10 protein-coding genes and 1 tRNA gene are annotated in these 18,997 nt (G+C 60.3%); 2 read left to right on the top strand and 9 right to left on the bottom strand.

Features of this window, described 5'->3' with window-relative positions; all coding sequences use genetic code 11:
- Window positions 1–9 precede the first annotated feature (9 nt).
- Window positions 10–7,566, top strand: a complete 7,557-nt coding sequence (locus SH664x_RS02795; RefSeq protein ID WP_437204859.1) for a hypothetical protein — start codon at window positions 10–12, stop codon at window positions 7,564–7,566.
- Window positions 7,567–7,695: 129 nt separating this feature from the next.
- Here SH664x_RS02795 and folP read toward each other — a convergent pair whose 3' ends face one another.
- The 9 genes from folP to SH664x_RS02750 form a co-directional block, all read right to left on the bottom strand.
- Complete coding sequence (gene folP, locus SH664x_RS02790; protein ID WP_437204858.1) at window positions 7,696–8,541, bottom strand: dihydropteroate synthase; 846 nt, start codon at window positions 8,539–8,541, stop codon at window positions 7,696–7,698.
- 71 nt (window positions 8,542–8,612) lie between these two features.
- Window positions 8,613–9,803 carry a M20/M25/M40 family metallo-hydrolase gene (locus SH664x_RS02785; protein ID WP_437204856.1) on the bottom strand — a complete coding sequence of 397 codons (1,191 nt, stop codon included), beginning with the start codon at window positions 9,801–9,803 and terminating at the stop codon, window positions 8,613–8,615.
- Window positions 9,804–9,953: 150 nt separating this feature from the next.
- The gene (locus SH664x_RS02780; protein ID WP_437204855.1) at window positions 9,954–11,663 is read right to left on the bottom strand and encodes an MFS transporter; all 1,710 of its coding nucleotides are present in this window, start codon (window positions 11,661–11,663) and stop codon (window positions 9,954–9,956) included.
- 625 nt (window positions 11,664–12,288) lie between these two features.
- On the bottom strand, window positions 12,289–12,918 hold the full coding sequence (locus SH664x_RS02775) for a type III secretion system chaperone (protein ID WP_437204853.1): 630 nt from the start codon (window positions 12,916–12,918) through the stop codon (window positions 12,289–12,291).
- Between the two features lie 267 nt (window positions 12,919–13,185).
- Window positions 13,186–13,809: a phosphoesterase gene (locus SH664x_RS02770; protein WP_437204851.1), complete on the bottom strand. Its 624-nt coding sequence runs from the start codon at window positions 13,807–13,809 to the stop codon at window positions 13,186–13,188.
- Window positions 13,810–14,030: 221 nt separating this feature from the next.
- Window positions 14,031–14,912 carry an indole-3-glycerol phosphate synthase TrpC gene (gene trpC, locus SH664x_RS02765; RefSeq protein ID WP_437204849.1) on the bottom strand — a complete coding sequence of 294 codons (882 nt, stop codon included), beginning with the start codon at window positions 14,910–14,912 and terminating at the stop codon, window positions 14,031–14,033.
- A 162-nt stretch (window positions 14,913–15,074) separates the two neighbouring features.
- Window positions 15,075–16,556: a trigger factor gene (gene tig, locus SH664x_RS02760; protein WP_437204848.1), complete on the bottom strand. Its 1,482-nt coding sequence runs from the start codon at window positions 16,554–16,556 to the stop codon at window positions 15,075–15,077.
- Between the two features lie 129 nt (window positions 16,557–16,685).
- Window positions 16,686–16,758 (bottom strand) — tRNA-Gly (locus tag SH664x_RS02755).
- Between the two features lie 234 nt (window positions 16,759–16,992).
- Window positions 16,993–17,529 carry a carboxypeptidase-like regulatory domain-containing protein gene (locus SH664x_RS02750; RefSeq protein WP_437204846.1) on the bottom strand — a complete coding sequence of 179 codons (537 nt, stop codon included), beginning with the start codon at window positions 17,527–17,529 and terminating at the stop codon, window positions 16,993–16,995.
- A gap of 403 nt (window positions 17,530–17,932) precedes the next feature.
- Between SH664x_RS02750 and SH664x_RS02745 the strand changes: the two genes are divergently transcribed.
- Window positions 17,933–18,949: a site-2 protease family protein gene (locus tag SH664x_RS02745; RefSeq protein ID WP_437204844.1), complete on the top strand. Its 1,017-nt coding sequence runs from the start codon at window positions 17,933–17,935 to the stop codon at window positions 18,947–18,949.
- Window positions 18,950–18,997: the final 48 nt, after the last annotated feature.

The raw sequence follows: 18,997 nt of genomic DNA, 5'->3' as shown, positions 1-18,997 counted from the left end.
ACCTTGATCATGATAAATCACATCTCCTCCAGTCCGCTGCGACAATCCGGCTGCCGGTTGCTAATAGCCGTTCTCGTCTGGTTGGCTCTGACTCCCGCCCGGACTCCGGCGGCGGAGCCGTTGCCAGCAACAGAGCCGCAACGAATTTTCGTTCCCGCCGATGCACTCGAAGCTGTCTTTCAGAAGGATCGCATTGGCGCCATTCTGACTCTGGCAGAGTATGAGCGCCTGCTCCGCGCTGCGCGTGATGCGGCCCAGCAGCAGCCGGGTCTCACCGCCGAGCCTGTGGCGTCGCAGGCCACCACGCGCGCCCGCATCGAAGAAGGTCAGTTACTCGCCGAGGTGACCGTCGCCTGCCAGAGTTTCCGCGACGGCAGTGAACTCAGCCTGCGCTGCGGGGGTTGGCATGTGGAATCCGCACTCGTCGATGGAAAACCGGCCCGACTGACCCGAGCCGGAGAGCGTCGGGAGCAACTGAAATTCCTGCTGGAGAAAGCGGGGACACACCAGCTGGAATTGCGCCTCTCAGCTCCACTCCTCCAACGTGAGAACCAGCAGGCGGCCCATGTGACTCCTCTGGGTGCATCGGCAGAGGAGTTCCGCCTGACGACGATCGACGGGACCGAGGTCTCCGTCAACAACATGAAGTTGCCCCGTCCGCAAGTGTCGGGGGGCCTGTCCGAATACATCATCCCCGTGGGGGGACTCGAGAATCTTTCCCTGCTGATCGCGCCGCCGGGAGAGCACATTGGAACGGACTCGCTGCAGTTCGTGCACTCACAACTGGGGGTGCACGTTTCTCCCGGAGAAGTGACCTGGACGGCACGTTGCACGCTGCAAACCTTTGGACCACCGCTCAGTGAGATTCAGGCACAGCTTCCGGCTGCGCTGGAAATCATCAAGGTCGAAGCAGACGAACTGCTCCGCTGGGAAGTGGCCGCGCCGGATGATCAAGGCTGGAGAAAGATCACTTTTCATTTTCAACAGGCGTTCAACGGCAGCCGTGTCATTCAACTGCAAGGCCTGCTGAAGAACGGCAATACCACAGGCTGGCAGGTTCCAGGGATTCGGTTTCCGTCGATGGTCGCCCACACCGGCGAAATCCTGCTCGAGTACCCACAGACAATGCGCCTGCAGTTTGTGGAAGAAGAGGGGGTTCGGCCGGTGGCAGGCACGCGGTTGAGCTACGGGCCGACCGACCCATTGCAGGCGACCTATCAATTTTGGAAAGAAGATTTCACGCTGAAGTTTACTCCGATTCTGAAAGAACAACAGGTTCAGGCGGTCCTGACCACCCTGCTGAATGTAAATCGCCAGGGGGTCGATCTGGCGGCCACTGCCACCCTGCAGAGCCCCCTCGCCCAGTTGTTTGAAGCCCGGTTGCGATTCCCCGCGGAATACGCCGTCGTTTCCGTCGCCGTCAACGGAACGCCGGCAGTCTGGTCCAAGAGTTCCGATATGGCGGGGGTCAATGAGATCCGGATTCCGCTGACCACCGGCGTCTCTCCGTCGGAACGATTTCTACTCCAGTTTCAGGCACATCTGGACCCCGAAGGCTGGCCGGTTCAGGAATCACCGGTGCGGTTGATGTTGCCCGAGGTGCGTCTCATGCAGGCTTCACTGGTGGAAGCTCTGTATGGCATTACCAGCGAGTCCGATCTGGAAGTCGTTCCGCTGGAGTTGACCGGGCTGGACCCCGCCCCGGCAGCGGAAGTCAGAACCTTGAACCAGCAGGTAGCCGCCGAATCACGCAGCCTCCGCGCGGCTTTCAGTTATCAGGAACCCGGCTTCAAAGGCCAGCTGGATGTGCTGCGGAAGAAGCCCTTGCTGAGTGTCGATTCGATCACGTTCTTCCGGGTGGACCGGGAATCCGAGTTCTGCGACTTCGAGGCCAGGTTGAATGTGCAGGGGGGATCCCTGCCGCGGCTGCAGGTTCGGACGAGTGAAGCGATCGGAGACCGGCTGAGGTTCAACCTGAAACCCGCTGGCCCACAAGCCAGCCTCGTCCGCATCGTCGAGCAGACGTCAGCAGAGGTGGCCGATGGCCTGAGAACCTGGACCCTGGGATTCGACCGGGAACTGCAGGGGGAATATCTGCTGGAGACAGAAGTCCGGGTTCCGCGCGAAGCGAGCGCGTTGGAGTTTTCGCCTCCGAAATTTCTGTTCCCGCAAGCAGCGTCGCAGAGTGGTTTCGTTGCGGTCGGCGGGGGAGCGGATGAATTCGTCCGCATCACCGCCCACCAGGCAGACGGCGGTCCGCTCCTGACGGTCGACCCGGTCGACTTTCCCCCGGTGGCTGACCTGCCGAAGGAAAAGATCGTGGCCGGCTATCGTGTCATCCAGGGTGACTGGAACATCGTGGTCGCGACGACTCTGTTCGACCGCGCTGCCATCCCGACTGCAATCGGTCACCGCGCTGATCTGGTCAGCGTGCTGGGGGTTTCGGGAGACTCCCAGCATCATTGGCAACTCACCTTCAGTGCATCCGGAACACAGAGCCTGTCCGTGAGGCTACCGGAAGGAGCCCGCCTGTGGGCGACTTCGATCGACGATGTTCCCGTGGAAGCTCGAGAAACCGCTTCCGGAATTCGCCTGCCGTTATCGCAACTGGGAGAGGGACAGCACCTCCTCAACGTTTTCTACTCGACAGCCCTCCCCCCCTTGACGCATCGGGGCCGCATCGATGCTTCCGTCCCTGGCATCACCGCTGTGACGGGGAGTGGAACGGAGCAACCGGTTGAGATCCTGCAGCAGCAATGGCAGGTCCACTATCCCGATCAGATCGAGCTGGTCGGCAGTACCGGCGTCTTTCAACCGCAGCCGGTATTGGACAATTGCGTGGGCTTTTCCTGCATCCGGAAGACATTCGCCGTTCCATCACCACGCCAGTTGAAGTCGAACCTGCTGCGTTTGCTGCTCGTCGGCCTGCTGGTGGGTGCGATCGCCTATCTGGCCACCTGGTGCAAACGCAGGAGCGGACGCTGCCTGACATTTCGCCGCGTGTTCTTGATCGGCGTCCCACTGGTGTTGGTCGGCCTTGCTCTATTTCTTTCATCAGTCAGACGCCACTCAGAATCCGCGGTGAAGATGATTCCGAATGTGGTCACCCGAGACGAGGCCGAGAACTGGGAAACCTTGAATGGTCTAAAGCCTTCTGCCCCCGCCTCGGCGCCCAAGCCGCCTCTGGAGACTCCGGCATCTGCCCAATATGACCTTGAACAGAAATCGAAGGACGAGCGTCCTTTCATTTCGCAGGCTCCCTCGCCCGCACCGGTTTCAGCCCCGGAGGGGAACGCCCCTCATGCTGGAGAACGCGGTCAGTTTCGGAACCGTCTGTCGCTGACCATGAATCTGACCATCCCCTCCCAGACCCGAATGCAGACGTTTTCGTACGCGGGAGATTCCGGCACTGAGGCATCACACCGGCTGGAGATCAGCTACCTCAGCCGTGCCAGCGCCCGCCTGCTCCTGATGACCATCGCTCTGGGGGGCGCGCTACTCGGTTGGTGGCTGCGGAGTGCTGGTTCCTCGGTCACGCTGCTGTGGTGCCTGGCAACCTTTCTGGTCCCTGTCGCCCTGGCTCCCCTGCTCCCGGCATTCGGGCAGCTGGTGCTGCAAGGAATTTTCCTCGGAGGAATTCTAGGAACACTGACGTGGGGCCTCTCCGGCCTATTCAACTGCTGTCGTTGGCTGGGACTGCGGCTCGGCTGCTGCTGCACGCTGGTGATGGTCGTGCTGCCGGGAGTCTGCAGCGCCGACGAGAAAGCGGTTCCACAACAGCCCTACGTCATTGTCCCTTACAAGTCCTTCAGCGAAATTGCCGCCCCGGAACGCATCCTCGTGCCCGCCGCGCTTTATCAGCAATTGTGGGAAGCAGCCCATCCGGAACCTCTCGTGCTGACCGATCCGTCACTGCGAGGAACCGTCTCTGAAGTCAATTATGCCGTGCGTATCGTTCCAGCTGCGGTCGGTGTGCAAGCGGAAATCGGAATCCGTTGCGTCCTCTCATCACTGTCGGTCGAGCTGCAGGAGATTCAGCTGCCGTTCACCAAGATGACGCTGACCGAAGCCCGGCTTGACGGTGGACCCGCGTCGGTCATCAATGGCCCTGATGGGAAACTCCTCCTGCAGCTGGCTGCCGCCGGAGTGCACATTCTTGATCTCAAAGCGACCGTACCTGTCGACGGCGAGCCCTCCCAGGGGCAATTTCAGCTCGAACTTCTCCCGGTTCCCGCCGGCATCCTCAGCTTCGAAGCTCCGCAAGATGGCCTGCTCGTTCGAGCCAACGGCGCCGCGTTGCGGTCAGTGACTTCACAACCGCGCACATCGGTCCTACCGATCGAAGCAGGAGGCAAACTGGACCTCAGTTGGCGTCGTCTGCAGTCGGGCGATTCCCCGACACTGATTCAGGGTGACACGGCGATTGCCGTCGTCGTCAGCGATGGGGGACTGGAACTGAATCACCAATTCACGCTGCGCCGCCGACAGGGTGCATTTCACGAGGCCTGGATCGATCTCCCTTCCGGAGCTGCCATCCGTCAGGTGTTCGGGCCAGACCTGCTGAACTGGAGTGTCGAACCCCAGGGAGAACGAAAGCGGCTGCACGCACAGTTCCAGAATTCTGTCGACGAGGAAACGTCTCTCGTTCTACAACTGTTTCAGCCGGCAGACCTCAATGGCGGTGAGCCGCTCAGCCTGAAGTTTGCCGGAGCGGAAGGACTGTCGGGCGAAGCGGGGCAGATCGGTCTCTTCGCGGGTGAGGCCTTCACCATCACCTCCACTCCCACGGCCGGACTGCAGCAGATCAACGTCGCGTCGCTGTCGAAAGAGCTGCTGGAGCAGGCTCCTGCCGCCACTCCACCGCTGTTTGCGTACCGGTTTTCCTCGCGCCCGATCGAACTGCGGCTCTCCGCCACGCGGCGGGAAGTCGATTTGCGTTGCACGGCCGAACATGGTCTGCAACTGGTCCATCGCCGTCAGAACATCGCGAGTCGACTGCAGCTGCAGATCGGCAATCTCCCGCAGCGTCTGATTCAGATCTCCCTCCCCGCCGGCTATCAGATACGTGATGTTGTCTGTGGGGGAGGAACCGACTGGTTTGTGCGTCCCGATGGAACTCGCCAGCGACTGACGATTGAACTGAATTGGCCTCGCTCCGGCGCATTGGAAATCGGCCTGGATGGCTACATTCACCAGTCGCGGGAAGATGGGACGCTGGAATTGGAGGTTCCCTCCCTGCTGGAGTCGAACCGCCAGACCGCGACCGTAGGCATCTGGTTTGATGAAACGTCGCAACCGGTGCTCCTCAACGCGGGGCACTGGCGGGCCGTCAATGCCGACACCGTAGCGCCCGCGATTCTGCGGCTCCGTTCCCAGCCTCCGAAGTTTGCCTTCACAACAACTGCAGTCCCGGATCCCCTGCAATTCCAGCTGGAGAAAGTGACTCCTTCGCTCACCGCAGATGCGGGCATTCTCATCGCCGCCGGAGACACGACCGTGGACTACGGCCTGACGCTGCGATGGAACATCGCGACCGCAGCCAGCGACACTTTCGTCTTCACCGCTCCGGCCTGGCTCACAAACATGGAAGTGACCGGGGAAGGGATTCGGCAAGTGCTGCCAACCGAAGTCGCCGGAGGCCGGACCCGCTGGCAGATCTCACTCAGCGAACCGGTCAAAGGGAATTTTCTGGCGACCGCTGTCGCCACGGTGCCCTTTCCGTCTGACCTGCGCATTCAGACGCCGCTGATCGAAGTGGAATCGCAGTCGACGAATGGTGAATATCGACCGCTCGAAACCCAACGGCAGTTTGCCGCGCTGGTCAATCTTTCCGCGAATCAGCTCGCCCCCGAAAATCGCGAACAGCTGGAGACAATTTCGGCGGACGAACTCCCGCTGACGATGCCGCCGCATCTGGTGCAGCAGGCGATGGACATTGTACGGGTCCGCACGAACCGGCTCCCGGTCTGGAAGGCGCAACATGTGGAGGCCGCCAGTGGAACTCACGGCGTGGTGCTGTCGGCAGCATTGAAAACCGTGCTGGCCCGAGACGGCAGCTGGCGCACCGAGGCGGTCTACACGATTCGCAATCGTGGTCGCCAATTCCTCGGGCTGCAGCTTCCCGCCGAAGCGAAGGTCTTGTCCGTCCAGGTGCGGGGAGCACTCTCCCGGGCTGTCACCACGAAGATCGGCGACACCCCGATCCAACTGATCTCGCTGCCGCAGACGAGTCAGGCGGACCTTTCGTATCCCGTCGCGGTACTCCTGGCCGGAAGACTCAGTTCGCCGTTGCCCACCGGCTGGATCTCGTGGGGAGAGAAGTTCCCCATTCCCGCTCCGCAGGTGGTCTCGCAGGTCGATTCGCCGGAATATGGCCTGCCTGTCGCGCAAACTCACTGGTCGGTCTACGTCCCCGAAGACTTTGAAGCATCCCCGGTGCAACGGAAGCTGCAGACGAATCTCAACTGGCACACAGACTCCATAACACTAAAAGAACAAAGGAGCTACGAACAGCTGAAAGCGGATGTCAACGAGTTGACCCGCGTCCTCAGCACCAGTTCTTCGAGCCCGACAGTTCGACTGCAGGCCCGCAATAATCTGAAGAACCTCGAACAGACGGTCCGACAGTTGGAACAGTCAGGGGGGATCTCCGGTTCCGGCCGCGCGGACCGGGCCGACGAGAGTCGCAAGCTACTGGAGCAGGCGGAGGAGGCACTCGCGCGCGATGAAGAGGGCGGGGCTGTCTCCGGGCAATTCGTTCCCGGGCAAAGTGGCGTACAGAACCGGGGATTCATCGCTTCTCAGAATTCTCTGCTCAGCGATCTGAATAAGTCGCAGAGCGATGGAGCGCAAAACCCCGAGACAAATTTCTCCAGTTTCTTTGGAGCGACGGATGCCCGTCGGCTCACACGAAAACAGAGTGGACAGGCGGAACAGAGCCGCTTGCAACGGTCCGAAATCCACCAGCAGATTCAATCGTTCAATCGCCCCCCGATTCCGACAGCAGGCGACGAACTCAGTATCGTAGCCGCTCCCGGGGGTGGGGCGGGGCTGCCGCTGGCCGTTCCACAGGATCCCGTCTCCTCGCGCGAACGCCTTCGGGAAGAGGAGGCAGCCACGTCACCAAATGCCGAAACTGTTCCCTCTGCATCTCAGGAGAGCCTGCGCTGGACCTCCGCAGGGGGACTGTCGCTGGCGATGACTCTGCCGGTTGAGGGGCGCGAACTCTCCTTCTCGAAAGTGGGCGGCCAACCACAACTGACACTGGACGTGCGGCCTCGCTGGGCCCGGTTGCACCTGATGACGATGGTGTGGTCTCTCGCTGTGATCACATTGGGCCTCGTGATGTGGCGCCGCCGTCGGCAGGCCGGGACATGCTGCACGGCGATCACAACAATCCTCTGGCTGATGTTGCTCGTCGGAACAGCCGGCACGCTGCTGCTGCCATCCGGATCGAACTGGCTCCCGGCAGTCATCGTCCTGATCAGCGGCTCCATTCTGGCATGCGGGGCAGGGCTCAACAAAGGGACTGCCTGCCCGACTCCGAACAGTCCGACTTCGGCTTGATCGCTCCGCGCGGGGGGAATCGACCGCGCGAGAAGGGAAAAGTCCATTGCCCTGTCCAGCTTCCGCGCAGCTGGGGTTCGGTATCAGAAGTGACTCACGTCCACGCAGCAAGAACGGGTCAGTCGGACGTCACTCTGCCTGGGCCTCGATCCGGGCCCAGGCGGTCAGTGCATCCCGCACAGCCCGGACATCATGCACCCGCAGCATGTCGACATGCTGGGCAGCAAGGGCGATGGAAACGCCGATCGTCCCCGCCAGACGCTCGTCGACCTGCCTGCCGATCAATTTCCCCAGGAACCCCTTGCGGGAATGTCCGATCAGGACCGGACGGCCAAAACTCCTCAGATCGCGAACATGCGAGAGAAGATCGAGGTTGTGCTGCGGGGTTTTACCAAAACCGATTCCCGGATCGACCATGACCCGTTCCGGTTCAATGCCCGCTCTCTCCAGGACCGCCACCCGCTGTTGCAGGTAGCCTGTCACCTCTTGGACGACATGCTCGTAATGCGGATTCAGCTGCATCGTCTGCGGAGTCCCCTGCATATGCATGGCGATGACACCGCAGCGGCTGGCAGCGCAGACTTCGATCATGTGGGGATCGAATGTCAGCCCGGAAATGTCGTTGACGATCACCGCTCCCGCCGCGAGGGCTGCCCGGGCAACGGCGGCTTTCGTCGTGTCGATCGAAATCGGGACCGATGTCTCGACGATCAACCGTTCGATGACCGGAATCACCCGTCGCAGCTCTTCCGCCTCGCTGACCGGATCGGCACCCGGACGGGTCGACTCTCCCCCCAGATCGAGAAGGTCGGCCCCGTCTTCCACAAGCTGCAGTGCCTGAGCGACAGCAGCGTCGACACTCTCCCAGCGACCTCCGTCGGAGAAGCTGTCGGGAGTCACATTGACGATCCCCATCAGCCGGGGAAAGTCACCAAGCGTCCATGTCTGATCATGAAATTTCCAGATACGCTGCATGTTCGGAGTCTATCGCTTCCGGAGAGTGCCTGCACCGTTTCCCACGGCGACATGGCTGTTTTCTGGCCCACTCAGACTTCGGATCCGGTCGCCAGCAGCAGGCCGACCCGGCAGGCATTCAAAAAGGCATCCACGATCAGTTCCTCTCTGACTGTGTGAATGGCGCTCTGGCCGCAGCCCAGCGTGACGGCCGGCAGGCCATGTTTCGCCATCCAGTTGGCGTCGAGTCCGCCGTTGCTGATCTTGGTCTCCGGCTTCAGTCCGATCTTTGCAATCGCCGCCTGCGCCGCGGTGACGACGTCGGCCCCCGGGTCAATGCGGAAAGATTCGTACTTATGCGTCGCAACGAACTTCAACGAGCCTGTCTGCCCGGTGGAACTCCTGTAGTTCTTGACTGCCTTCGTAAAGGCTTTGCGATACGCTTCCACGATCTTGGCTCGGAATTCGGGATCATGACTGCGGCACTCGCCCCGCAGTGTCACCTTGTCGGTCACAACGTTGGTGGCATCGCCGCCATGAATCACGCCGATGTTGCTCGTCCCCGACTTCTTCCCTTTGACGACTTTGCCAAACCAGCCATCGGTGACCAGCGCGCTGATCGCCTGTGCCGCCACGGCAATGGCGCTCACTCCCTGTTCGGGAGCCGAACCGGCATGGCTGGCAATCCCGGTGATTTCAATGTCGACGTGATCATCCCCGGTGGCCCCGATCGTCGCCAGATGCGGCGAGCCGCCGTCCCAGTTGAAGCAGAGCTTCGGAGCTCCCAGCTTGCTGACAGCAACATGACGGGCACCGAACAGGCCGACTTCCTCCTGCACTGTCCACAGGAACGTCAGCGGCGGATGGGGAAGATTGTGCTCGCGAATGAGACGGAGCGTGTTCAGCAGGACCGCTGCCCCCGCACGGTCATCCCCTCCTAACGCGGTCGAGGCATTCCTGGATCGAATGAGATTTCCCTGTCGAACTGGCTCCGAGCCGACACACAGCGGAACGGTATCGACATGGGCCATCAACAGTCGCCGGGGACCCCGCCGGGTGCCGGGGAGTTTGACGATCAGGTTGCCGCACTCACCTCCGGGCAGACTGCTCTGCCGGTGGGCGTTGTCGAACTGGATCTGCGATTTTTCAATGCCGACACGCAGAAGGTCCTGCTGCAGGAACTCCATCACCTGGCCTTCCTGACCACTCCGTCCGGGAATGGCCATCAGCGTCTGGACAAGGTTCACCGCGGAGTCATCCACGAGCTGCGTCAGGTTACTCATGATTCAATGTGCTTCCATCAGGATCAGAGACATCGTACGTGCTGCCGACCGGACGGGTCGCGCAAAGTCAACGCGTGCGAGTTCTGCAGTGCAGCGGCTCGCACGCGTGGGGCCATCGACTCTGATTCGGAACAAGTCGTTGCTCCCACATTAACCGTGGGCCGGAAGACTCTCGTCCTCATCGGAGACGTTATCGGCAGCGGTCCCCGCCAGATGAACTGCTTTATAGCCGCCGATCGATTTGAAATAAATCACGAGGATCAGATAGATCACTGCCATCGTGGCCGGCAATACGGAATCGGCCGTCAGCGTATTGCGTGCCCCGGTAACAGAGGCTTCCAAAACCGTCCGGCTTTCGGCTGACAGGACGTCGTAGCCGGCTTTGGGGTCTTTGGTACGGGCGGTGGCCATTTCGTCTTCGATCTTCTTCAGCTTGACCGGATCGATCCCCCGCACCTTGGGGAACATCTCCGAGAGAATGGGAAAGCTCCCTTCGTTGGTGGCCTGATATTCGGTCTGAATGGCGGTTCCCGCTTTGGCCAGCGCCTCACCGGAGAACTTGTCTTTCAGATAGCCCAGGCCCCCCGCGCCGACGAGCCCCCCCGCCATCATGCCGATCCCCCCCATGATGCTGATGGCGACCGCACCGGTCCGGGGAAACCGGTCGCTGGCGACCGCCAGCATCGTCGGCCAGAAGAACGTTTTGCCAACGCCATAGACTCCGAGGGCCAGAAACGCTGTGGCAAAGGTGCTGACATTGGCTGTCAGGTTCAACCCGATGCAGGCCAGAATCGCACAGACCAGCAGCAGACCGACCGGGGAGAGGCCGCTTTTCTTCTCAATGAAGTGGGCACAGAACCGCAGGCCGAACATGATCAGCGACGTCGCAATGAACAGCAGATTCCCCTGCCGTTCCGTGAAGATGACGCCCGTAATGTTCTGGATCCAGGTATCCGTCCCCAGTTCCACTGCGCCGATCATGGCGTGAGTGATAAACAGGATGAACAGCAGGAACGAGCCGATTGAAAACCGGGTCAAAAACCCGATGGCAATCAGCAGCGTTCCCCCAATGCCATAGCCGAGGTAGGTCGCCATCGTCGCTGCCTTACCGGCATCCATCGCATTTTCCAGCAGCGGCTGAAAAATACTCTTCTGGAAGAAGACCGACAGCAGGAAGCAGATCACCAGCCCTCCCAGCAGCCCGACATCCTTGAGCATCTCGCCCAGCGAAAGACCTTTCTCTGAGGCCTCGGACTTGGGCATCTTCTGTCCCAGAAACAGCAGGCCATACAGAATGGCAGGAATGAGGAAGGTGCCCAGCTGCATCTTCCAATGCCAGTTGGCCCCTTGAGGACCGCAGAAGAAGGCAATCGCGGCCCCCAGCACGAGTCCCAGCGGCCAGCTGGCGTGTAAAATGTTGAGGTAGTGCGTGCGGTTCTGGGGAAACACCGTCGCGATCAAAGGGTTGGCGACCGATTCCAGCGTTCCGTTCGCCACGGCGAAGATGAAGGACCCCCAGTAAAGGCAGCTGAAGACTTCTGCATTTGACATAGAGGCTGTGGGCGCCAAACTGACTCCCGCAGACACCAGATGCAAGAGGAAGGCTGCGACGATCAACCTGCCGTAACCGATCTTGTCAGCGACCAGTCCACCGATAATCACGCCGAAGCAGAAGCCGGTCAGCCCCTGCATGCCGATCGCGCCGAGCTGCGTGTCGGTGAAGCCGTACATGCTGGCCCAGGACTTCATCACCGCTCCACGGACGGCAAAGCCAATTCCTGTCGCCAGAATGGCTACGAATCCAGCCCACAGCAGGCGATGGGCATTCGGAACAGCAGCGTGGCTGGAATTCGAACTCATGAAGCAGCTCCCCTCGATCGTGAAGTCGATGTGATTCAAGGCCCCTCGAATTGCATTCCGTGACACCGGACCGGCTCATCACGTTGAACCCTCCCCGGCGCACAGATCAATCCGGACCGTTGCGACGCGGGTATCCTATCGGTGGCCTCAGCACTTTGCCATGTCAGCGGGAGACAACTTGTTCTCGTCGAAGTTCAGGCCACAAAAGTCGCATCGCCTGTTGGGGGCGGCGGCGAGGAGCCAGCACCGCTCTCCGCACAAGCAGTGGCACTCCGCCGCAGGATCGGGGCAGAGCACGTGCGCAACGAAACTGCTGTGGGGAAGGGGGGGGACAATGAGCAGCGATCAAAGCGGCGAGCCGCAACCCCAAAGGGACTGGCTTCCCCGATTGAGAAGACAGACCCTTGAAGTTGCGGCTGCGAGCCGGGTATCGCCCCCGGAGACCGTGTCGAAATTCAGGTTGAGAAATTCAGCTTGAAGTGAGGCCGCCAACGGGTGAGTCAGCGGCCACGCAATCGCCTCTAGGGCATTTTGTTCTTTGATCTGCCCGTTCTTGCCACGCGGATACTGAGCATTTCATCACACGAAACGCTTGCTGCGCAGGCACTGGAAAGAGCAACCTGCTTTAGCGACGAACCGGTTGTTCAAATTTGGATTCATTGGCTGCTGACTGCGACGCAGGGGCAACCCCTTCGGACTGGGTCTGGGCGCCCGGGGCGGCAGGCACACTGCCATTCCAGTTCGAAACCGACCAGATTGGATAGGTTTCCACCACGCTGGTTCCCAGGTCCTGCAGAGCGATCCGCAGCTGCGCAGAGGTCAGGTTTTCGTTGGGAATGGTCCGCTGCATCACGAAGCGACGATTCGCGGGAATATAGGCGAAGAACTTTCCGCTGCCGAGCTGATCATTCTGTGACAGCAGGCGGAGCAATGCGGTGCGGGGAACATCGGCCGAGGCCTTCGGCAGTTCATCCAGCCAGGCCATAATCCAGACCGAGCCTTTGTCGTGGCTGAGGACCGCCGACATCGACAGTTCCCACTGCTGATCTTCCATCTGTGCCCGGAAGGCGAAATCGTAACGCTGATCTTTTTTGTCAGGTGTCAGGCCGAGGGCCGAAATCATCTGGCCCAGCTGATCGTCGGTGATGCGGGTCGCGTCTGCCGGTTCAGCAGCCAGGACTGACTCGGTGGGAACCATCAGCGGAGCTGCACCGGCCAAGGCTCCAATAACCAGCAATCGCTTGAAAACTTTCATCGACGACACTCCTTGTCAGCAGGCGATCAAAAGGAAACACCGGTTCCGTCCGGTCTCTCAGGGCAACGGGCTTTCCGCCGATCATTTCGTCGGCTGCGAATGGACCGCAGCCACAATGAAAATCGCCGTCCCCCACCCAGTGGGCAGGGGATTCCGGGTTTTCTCGGACGGGAACGAGAGCAATTGCTCTCTCCAATCCTCGCGCAGCGCGCGCTGCAAACCGTGCAGCAGTCTGCTGTCTGCGACAAGGACGGATCAGTTCAATCGTCAAAGACCCGGCTTCGCTTCCTGCATCAGGAAATCGAAACAGATCTGAGACCAGGTCTCGAACTGGTCACGGACTGCGTGCAGTTGTGACGGTCGTTCGAATCCTGTCTGTATAATCGACTTTTCCCTTGGAAGAACTTTGGGCGCTTCCAGATCAAAAATGTGGACGATCCCCAGATGGACCCGTCCGACATCGCTGGTGTCGTCATTGATCAGAGCAACGCACTTTTCCGTAAACGCTGTCTCCAGAATCACTTCCTCTTCAATCTCGCGCTGCATGGCGATCCGGTAGACGGCACTCCCGGAGGTCTGGTCTTCCGCGGAGATATGCCCCCCGATCCCAATCGAACGCTTCGAATGGAGTCGTCCCTCGCCCGATTCCTTACCGCGCACATAGTGAAAAATCTCTCCACCGCAGCGAAAAATGCAGTAAGGGATCAGCTGCTTGTAACTCGGGTCTTCCTCCACCGCCGCGCGAGGGCGGTAGCTCACGTAGGATGGATCAAACAGCGTGTCGAGATAAGGCTGCGTGTTGGTCGTAAAGCCCTGGAAGTGGCCGATCTCATGGAACAGCATCGTCGGGACCACGAGCACATGTTCTTCAGTCGCCTGCTGGGCAGTCATGGAAGTCCTTTCTGGAGTTATTTTCAGCGGGGGCAGAGGAGGCACCGAAGCCTCCCGGCTCGGGGATTCTGTCTTTCCGGGCAACAGGCACCGACTGCAGACAACCTGTCGGGCTGCTGTTTTCAGTCACAATTGCGGGCTCATTTTCCTCTGGGGGCAGCCGGTCGTCGCCGCACGGAGTTCCCCTTTGCTCAAGCGATAGCTCGCTGCAACGCGACGGGTCAGCCCGAACGGTTCTCTTCCGGGAGGCCCAGCAGCTTGCGGACTGCCACACCGATATCAGGAGCACGCATCAGCGATTCCCCCACGAGGATGGCATGCACTCCGGCCCTTTGCAGCGAGAGCACATCGTCCCGGGAGTGAATGCCGCTTTCTCCCACCACCAGCATGTCCGCCGGCATCCGCTGTCGCAGCGTCGTGGTATGGGAGAGGTCCGTCACGAAGGTCTTCAGGTTGCGGTTGTTCACGCCCAGCAGGGGGGGGTTGAGTGCGAGAACCCGAGCCAGGTTCTCCGGCTCGTAAAGTTCGATCAGGGCGTGCATCCCCAGTTCCAGCGCGAGCGAGTACAGAGAACTCAACTGCTCGTCCTCCAGACACTCGGCGATGAGCAGAATGCAGTCAGCGCCGCTAGCCCGCGCTTCCCAGACCTGATACGGATCGACAATGAAATCCTTCCGCAGCACCGGGATCGAGACCGCGCGCCGGACTTCTTCCAGGTACCGCAGATGTCCCTGAAAAAAATGCTCGTCAGTCAGCACGCTGAGACAGGCAGCCCCGTTGGCTTCATAGGTCTGTGCAATCTGCACCGGATCGAAATCGGCCCGAATCAGCCCGGCCGAGGGAGAAGCCTTTTTGACTTCCGCGATCAACCCCATCGGGTGCTTCTGTTTGAGCGCTGCGAGAAAATCGCGAGGAGCCGGCGCCCGCGAGGCTGCGCTCTGCACTTCCTCCAGCGACCGTCGCTGTCGGGCGGCTGCGATGTCGCGCCACTTCTGCTCAATAATCTGATCGAGAACGTTCGCCACAGCACGGTCCGCAATGCACAATAACCGGGGAGCAGCCACGGCGTCAGCCAGCCCTGCGGGGAGTTGCGTGCCGGGCAAACTGGAACGACGCCATGGGTCAAAAACGGGGACTGCTCTTGTCGAAATGCAGGATATCGTGACGTCTGCCGGAACGATACTCCCCTGCTCCCTGAACACAGCCCAGAAACGAAAAACGGCCGCGAAAACTCGCGGCCGCTGACTTCGTTCGACTGATCCGAATCAGTCGTTACTCTCTTCTGCTTCGTCTTCCGGAGCTTCCACTGCCGAACTGCCGCAGATGGAACGGTTGAGTGCTTCCACTTCGGCTTCTACCGGAGCGGGCATTGCAACGTCTTTGAACTCGGCGTTGTCGAGAATGATGTCGACAGCCTTCCGCTCACGAATCTGGGCTTCGAGATTCTCGATCATCCCCGACTTCACAAGGCGAGCCCGCACACGTCGCGGGTTTTCCCCACGCTGCAGAGCCATCATTGCGATTTCGGCGTTCAGATCGTCACCATCCACATCGACCTTCTCTTCTTCGGCGATGCGATCCAGAACGAAGTGTTCCTTCAGATTCTGGCGGGTCATGGTGAGCGACCGCTGCCGCAGATCGTTTTCGCGTGCCAGAATTTCCTTCGAGGTGAAGCCGGCCTGCTGCATTTCGAGCAGTTCGCGACGGAGAGCGTTCTCCACCTGCTTCTTGACGAGGTCTTCCGGCAGATCCCAGTTGGCGGAATCGGTAATCTTGGACATCACCTGCCGACGGCAGGCCTGACGCTGTTCGTACTTGACCTGCCGCTCAAGCATGCCGCGGACCTGGCGACGGAGGTCGTCGGCCGACTGGGCACCAATGCGGGACAGGAACTCTTCGTCGAGCGGCGGAGTTTCGAGGCGTTTGACGTCGAGAACCTGGAACTTGACGTGCACGCTTTCGCCACGCATTTCGATGGTTTCTGCTTCCATCGACACCGGAATGTCGGTCGACTTTTCGTCGCCGGCTTTGGCTCCGGTCATGAAGGTATCGAAGCCGCTGAACTCGGCATCACGGAAACGGAGACGAGGACGAACGCGGATCGAAACTTCGTCCAGCTTCGCCAGCGACTTGCCGTTGTGAGTCGATTCGATGTTCACGGTGACAAAGTCACCCTTGGCAGCCGGAGCGTCCACCGGAACGAGCTGGCCGTACTGCTGCAGGAACTGATCGAGGTAGGCATCGACGTCGGCGTCGGAGATTTCCCGCGACGGACGTTCGATCTTGAGCCCCTTGTACGCGGGGAGATCGAATTCCGGGCGAACTTCCACGTCGAATTCGAATTCGAAATCCCCCTCTTCGGGGAGCTCGATGCTGTCGAGGTCGAGATTCGGCTCGTTGATCGGGTCGATACCGGAATCTTCGCCGAGCTGTTCGAGGCTAGCCATCAGGACCCGCTGGGTCACCTGATCGGAGAGTTCTTTCTTGAAGCGCTTCTTGACGAGGTCGGCCGGAACGTGCCCGACGCGGAAACCGGGGACTTCGGCCTTGCCGGAGTAATCCTGGACCAGCGTGCCGTAAACTTCGTCGATCGAATCGCGGGAGACCGAGATCCGGACGTGCTTTTTGCAGGGGCCGACATCCTGAATGTCAATATTTAGATTCAGCCGTCCCGACTCTTCCGCCGCATCCGCGACATCCACCGTGGCCGCTTCGTCTGCTGCCGACTGGTTTTCGACCTTTGCCACGCTCGCACCCCTCTAAAAACGATCGGCCGGCGACCTTCTTTTCAGATCGCAGGCCGCATGTTGATTTGGCCAACCGCATGCATTCGCGTCGGCCCCTCTGCGCTTTGGATCAAACGTCTTGATCACAAGAGCGGGTGAAGGGATTCGAACCCTCGACAACCACGATGGCAACGTGGTGCTCTGCCAACTGAGCTACACCCGCAAGCTGAAAACTCGCGATCCCCGCAGTGGGGAAGACCGGAGAGTTTATGAACTGTTTGCGCCGTCAGTCAAGCCAGCCCTACCCTTGTCGCAAACTTCCTGAATGTTTTGGTTTGGGTGCGGTTCAGATTTCTCTGCCGGCAGCGACCGCAGGGTTTATACGACCCTGCTGCAAAAAAAGGCACACCCAAGAGAGGTGTGCCTGATCAGAACTTGTATCTATTGAGACCGGAAATCACGGGCTCTTGAGCTCGTCTTCGACGTCATTGACCTTGCCGAGGGTGATTCCGGCCAGCACAGCGGCGGTCACCGAGGCACCCAGTGTCGTCAGCGAGATGAAATCGATGCCGCTCAGGCCGGTTCCGTACTGGCCGCGGGTGGCATTACCGACCACGAACACCGGCTGCTTGCTGGCAGAGGGGGGAGCCACGTTCGACGGCCAGACCCGAATCTGATTGGCGTTCTGTCCGACAGCGACCTCATAAACACCGCTGCTCAGGCCGGCGACTTCAAAGGTTCCCTGTGCGGAGGAAACAGTCTGGGCCACTTCCTTGCCGCCGCGACGGACACTGATCACGGCTCCATCCACCGGCTGGCCTGTCGGGTTGACCAACACGCCGACCAGTCCACCGTTGGGTGCCAGGGAGACATCCTTGGCTGCCACGGCTGCCTTCGCAGGAGCGGCGGGAGCGGCGATGACCGCATTGGGAACCAGCATTCCGCAAACCGACAGAACGCATGCGGCACGCGACAAGCTTCGAACCAGTTTCATTGGGATTCTTCCTTCGGTTCTCGGCCGACGATATGGCAATTCGCTGTCTCCACGGCCGAATGGAACAACGACTCTGACTCGCGACGCGTGCCGCAAGGCAAGTGTGTGAAGTGACTTTGACGAGGGGAAATCTGTGGGGATCAGGACTGTTTCAGGATCTCAGTCCAGTGGGAGCGGGAGTTTGCCCCGACAGGAAAATTCGGTCAACAGCAATTTCAGTCCTCCCGCCCCCCCTCCCGGCAAGTTGCAAGAATTGCCGAAACACCGCTTCCATCGCCCTCAATCCAGAGCCGGAAATTCGCGAGGAACAGCTGCGAACCACGGAACACCGAATTGCCACTGTTTCTGACCGGTGATAAAATTCAAAGCTGCGCAACCGAACAACCAGGGAGTCAGGCCCACGGTGGCCTGCGTGGCTTGCATGGATATCCGCCAGAACCCATTGTGGCTGAGTGTATGGCTGGGACGCTGGTTCCATGCCGACGTCCGTATCAACATCTGGTTTCTGGTGTTCGCGATTTATGTCGTCTCCCAGCTGGGCATGCCGCTGGGGCTGGCGGTCACGTCACTGCTGCTGTTCAGTGTGCTCTGCCACGAATTCGGTCATGTTCTGGCCGCCCGATACACTGGCGGAAACGGACACGAAGTGATTCTTTGGCCCCTCGGCGGCCTGACATTTGCCACTCCCGGCCCCAGTCTCGGAGCAGAAATCTGGACATCGATCGCCGGTGTCCTCGTCCACGCCGTCCTCTGCCTGATCACCTTGCCCGTGATCATTAAATCCGGCCAGGCGGACGCTGCCATGCGGCTGTTGTCGCTGCCGGAAGTTTCGCTCTCGAACGACCTGTTCGGCGCACTTGGCACGCTGCTGTTCGCCATCAACTTCAAATTGCTGATGGTCAATCTTCTGCCGATTTATCCGCTGGACTTTGGACAGCTGTTTTACACCGTGGCCCGCATCTGGTGGGACCGGCCGACCGCGCGGCTCGGCACCTTATGGGTCGGCATCATTCTGAGCTTCATTGTGCTGCTCGTGGCCTCCATGGCCCAATCGATCGAGCTGATGCTGATCGCCTGGCCGCTCAGCCTGTTTGCTCTCTATGAACACTGGAATGTCCAGATTGCCCGGCAGCTCGACGAATCGTTCATGGATTACGACCTTTCGCAGGGCTATACGAGCCTCACACATCGGGACCTCGAAGACGACCCCGACGCCCCACCGACACTTGGGCCGATTGCCCGCTGGAAGCAGCAGCGTGCGGAAAAACGCCGCCAACGCGAACAGCAGGAACGGCTGGAGACCGAACGGCGGGTCGATGAACTGCTGGAGAAAGTCCACCAGCATGGCATGCAGTCGCTCTCCGATGCCGAACGCCGCTTCCTGAACCGGGTCAGCAGCCACTATCGCAGCCAGGGCTGACCGGCTCCCGCGAACTCCGTCTCCGCCGCAAGACACCCACGGCTTCGA

Origin of the sequence: Planctomicrobium aquicomposti (assembly GCF_051466325.1) — a bacterium.
Classification (GTDB): domain Bacteria; phylum Planctomycetota; class Planctomycetia; order Planctomycetales; family Planctomycetaceae; genus Planctomicrobium.
This window is presented reverse-complemented; position numbering and strand designations above follow the sequence as displayed.

Bases quoted from the DNA above. Each gene is read 5' to 3' on its own strand.
- SH664x_RS02775 (WP_437204853.1), bottom strand. From the start codon at position 12,918: ATGAAAGTTTTCAAGCGATTGCTGGTTATTGGAGCCTTGGCCGGTGCA.
- SH664x_RS02785 (WP_437204856.1), bottom strand. From the start codon at position 9,803: ATGAGTAACCTGACGCAGCTCGTGGATGACTCCGCGGTGAACCTTGTC.
- SH664x_RS02750 (WP_437204846.1), bottom strand. From the start codon at position 17,529: ATGAAACTGGTTCGAAGCTTGTCGCGTGCCGCATGCGTTCTGTCGGTT.
- SH664x_RS02780 (WP_437204855.1), bottom strand. From the start codon at position 11,663: ATGAGTTCGAATTCCAGCCACGCTGCTGTTCCGAATGCCCATCGCCTG.
- SH664x_RS02770 (WP_437204851.1), bottom strand. From the start codon at position 13,809: ATGACTGCCCAGCAGGCGACTGAAGAACATGTGCTCGTGGTCCCGACG.
- folP (WP_437204858.1), bottom strand. From the start codon at position 8,541: ATGCAGCGTATCTGGAAATTTCATGATCAGACATGGACGCTTGGTGAC.
- SH664x_RS02795 (WP_437204859.1), top strand. From the start codon at position 10: ATGATAAATCACATCTCCTCCAGTCCGCTGCGACAATCCGGCTGCCGG.